A 3130-nucleotide genomic window follows, 5' to 3' on the forward strand; every position below is an offset into this window, starting at 1 on the left:
GAATATTGTCACAGGCCACATCTTTATAACTTCTGATGCCTTTAAATCTAAGAAAAATGCACCTATTATGTAAGCAAATGCCATGGCAAAAAAACCTGTATTGATTTTTGTTTTATATCCTAGTGCAATTGATAAAGCAATTGCTAAAATTACAAATAAACTTATGTTGTTCATAATACTTCCCCCAAAAATATATTTTCTAAACACCTAATAATTTAGCTGGTATTGTTTTAGTCATATAATCTAACTCCTCTTGTGTTATGCCGTTATCGAATAAGAATTGTACATATTCTTCAAATGCAATTTCCCAGTTAGGATTTTCTACTTGTCCACCATCTGTGTTAACCATTACATTTTTGTATCCTACTTTTTTAATTATTTCTAAATTATCTTGTAAGTTACTCTTATATACTCCTCCACCCATCGGTTGAGCATAACACCTTTCTAGAATAACATCATATTCTTTTACTATTTTTATTTGATCTTCATGAGACATTCCAACAACCCAAAACTCTGGATGTGTAACTACTATTTTCTCTACGCCCATCTCTCTAGCTTGAGCTACTACTTTGAATATTTCTTCTGGCGATAAATGTCCTGTTCCTAAAACAGCATCATACTCTTTTATTAGTTCAAAGATTTCTCTTAATGGCTCTACAATTTTACCGTCTTCATCTAGGCATTCAATTCCACCTTCTTTATTATTTTTCTTTAATTGATTTGCTGCATGAGTAGTTGGTAACCATACTACTTTCGCCCCCATCTTTAAAGCCGTCTCAACTGCTATAGGATTTAATCCACCTACTGCATAATTTAAAGTTATACTACCATACATAACAAAATCGTTTTCCTGATTGTATTTAAGCTTGTTATACTCATTTACAAGAAACGCACGATTCATAGTAGTTCCATGGTGTGATTTTAATACAATTCCCTTTGCACCTACTCGTATACCTGCTTCCATCATTTCAAAATCTGTATAGGCTCTCTCTCTTATATCTGGTGCTGAGTGTACATGCATCTCAAATACTCCATTTAATGATATTTTGCTCATACTTTGTCCTCCCATATAATTGTCTTTTGTGTTTTAAGTATACTATATTTTTTCATGCATAGTCTAATACTTAAAGCAATATAATACCTATAGCTTTTTACTATACCCTATGATATCATATAGAATATAATAAAATTTGGAGGGTAATTTATGACATATAAGGAATTACTGTATGTAAAAACTATAGCAGAAGAAAAAAGTATTTCTAAGGCATCTAGAAAATTATACATATCCCAACCTTCTTTAAGTCAAGCGATACAACGTATAGAAGAATCCTTAGGAACTATTCTTTTCAAACGCACAAATACTGGTTTATTGTTAACCTTAGCTGGGGAGAAATACTATAAAATGGCTAATCAGATTTTAAAAATATATGATGATTTTAGACTAGAGGTAAACGATATTAACGAGATGAAAACCGGTAAAATAAATATAGGAATTACGATGCACTTGTCTGTGTATGTATTGCCTATAATCTTGCCAAAGTTCAAAGAAGTCTGTCCTTTTATAGATATTTTTGTATTTGAGAATAATTCTACAGAACTTGAAAAATTATTACTTTCTGGAGAAATTGATTTTGCCATTATGCACGAGCCAAAATCTAAAAAAAATACCTCTATTAGTTATGAATCCTTAGTAAAAGATCCATTCTTATTGGCCATAAGTCCTACTCATTCTTTGGCTAAAAATCATAAATTAGACGAAAATGGAAATTATCCATATATAGACTTAAACCTTTTCAAAGATGAACCTTTTATTATGGTAAATAAACAACAGAGAATAAGACATATTTCAGATAATATACTTCATTTGGCCAATATAAATCCTAATATAGCATTAACTGTTAAAAACTTCGAGTCAGCTAAGCGACTTTCAACACAAGGAATGGGTGTTACTTTTATTCCTTTACAATACTCTAAAATTTCTTCTAATAATTTTTCACCTGCTTACTTTATGATAGATGATAAATATGAAGCTAACTGGGTTATGTGTATAGCTACATTACAAAATTCTTTCCTATCTAAAGCAGATAAAATATTTTTAGATATTGTTAGAAAAGAATTTGTTAATAAAAATGTATAAAGAATAAACTCCCTCATGATTACAGTTACTATTTATACTGTTTATCGTAAGGGAGTTTATTTTCACTTAATTTAAATTATTAGGTACTAATTATGAATTATGTTATTGTTTTACTTATATCAATTTTTACTTATTACAATTTTATATTACTTTTGACTTATTATAATTTTTTATATTGCTTATGCTCCAAATACTTTTAATAATATACCTGCAGCTACTGCAGATCCTATAACACCCGATACATTCGGAGACATTGCATGCATTAATAAGAAGTTTGAAGGATCTTCTTCTTGTCCAACTTTTTGAACAACTCTTGATGACATCGGTACTGCTGAAACTCCAGCTGCCCCTATCATTGGATTTACTTTTCCTCCAGTTAATTTACACATTATTTTACCACCTATAACCCCTGAAGCTGTACCTACAGAGAATGCAGCAAGCCCCATTGCTATTATACCAAGAGTTTGAGCACTTAATAAAGTGTCTGCATTAGTTGTAGCTCCAACTGTTAAACCTAATAGTATAGTAATTATATACATTAAAGAATTTTGAGCAGTTTCTACTAATTTAGGAACAAGACCTGATTCTTTTATTAAGTTTCCAAACATTAACATACCTACAAGAGAGGCAGATGTTGGTAATAAACCTATAACAACTATCATAACTACTATTGGGAATATTATTTTTTCTTTTTGAGAAACTGGTCTAGTTTGTTCCATTTTTATAGCTCTTTCTTCCTTAGTTGTTAGAGCTTTTATTATTGGTGGCTGGATAACCGGTACTAATGCCATATAAGAATATGCAGCTAGTGCTATAGTTCCCAGTAAGTGTGGTGCTAAAGCACCTGTTGTTTGTATAGCAGTTGGTCCATCTGCTCCACCTATTATACCTATAGATGCTGCTTCTGGTCCTGTAAATCCTAAAGCTATAGCCCCTAAGAATGCGAAGAATACACCAAACTGTGCCGCTCCACCAAGTAACATAGTTTTAGGA

Annotated in this window: 4 protein-coding genes; 1 reads left to right on the top strand and 3 read right to left on the bottom strand. The window is 31.2% G+C overall.

Annotation, left to right across the window (positions count from 1 at the left end; translation table 11 throughout):
- Both J7G74_RS16900 and J7G74_RS05405 read right to left on the bottom strand, forming a co-directional pair.
- Positions 1-174: hypothetical protein (locus J7G74_RS16900; RefSeq protein WP_443081642.1), on the bottom strand; the 174-nt coding region annotated here is incomplete at its 3' end.
- Between the two features lie 25 nt (positions 175-199).
- Positions 200-1054 carry a DUF6282 family protein gene (locus J7G74_RS05405; RefSeq protein WP_297132827.1) on the bottom strand — a complete coding sequence of 285 codons (855 nt, stop codon included), beginning with the start codon at positions 1052-1054 and terminating at the stop codon, positions 200-202.
- A gap of 150 nt (positions 1055-1204) precedes the next feature.
- On the opposite strand from J7G74_RS05405, the gene J7G74_RS05410 reads away from it, so the two are divergent.
- Positions 1205-2137 carry a LysR family transcriptional regulator gene (locus tag J7G74_RS05410; protein WP_297132830.1) on the top strand — a complete coding sequence of 311 codons (933 nt, stop codon included), beginning with the start codon at positions 1205-1207 and terminating at the stop codon, positions 2135-2137.
- Positions 2138-2316: 179 nt separating this feature from the next.
- On the opposite strand, the gene J7G74_RS05415 is transcribed toward J7G74_RS05410, so the two are convergent.
- Positions 2317-3130 (bottom strand): sodium ion-translocating decarboxylase subunit beta (locus J7G74_RS05415; RefSeq protein WP_297132833.1); only part of this gene is annotated, 814 nt, incomplete at its 5' end.

Origin of the sequence: Terrisporobacter sp. (assembly GCF_017888745.1) — a bacterium.
GTDB lineage: Bacteria > Bacillota > Clostridia > Peptostreptococcales > Peptostreptococcaceae > Terrisporobacter.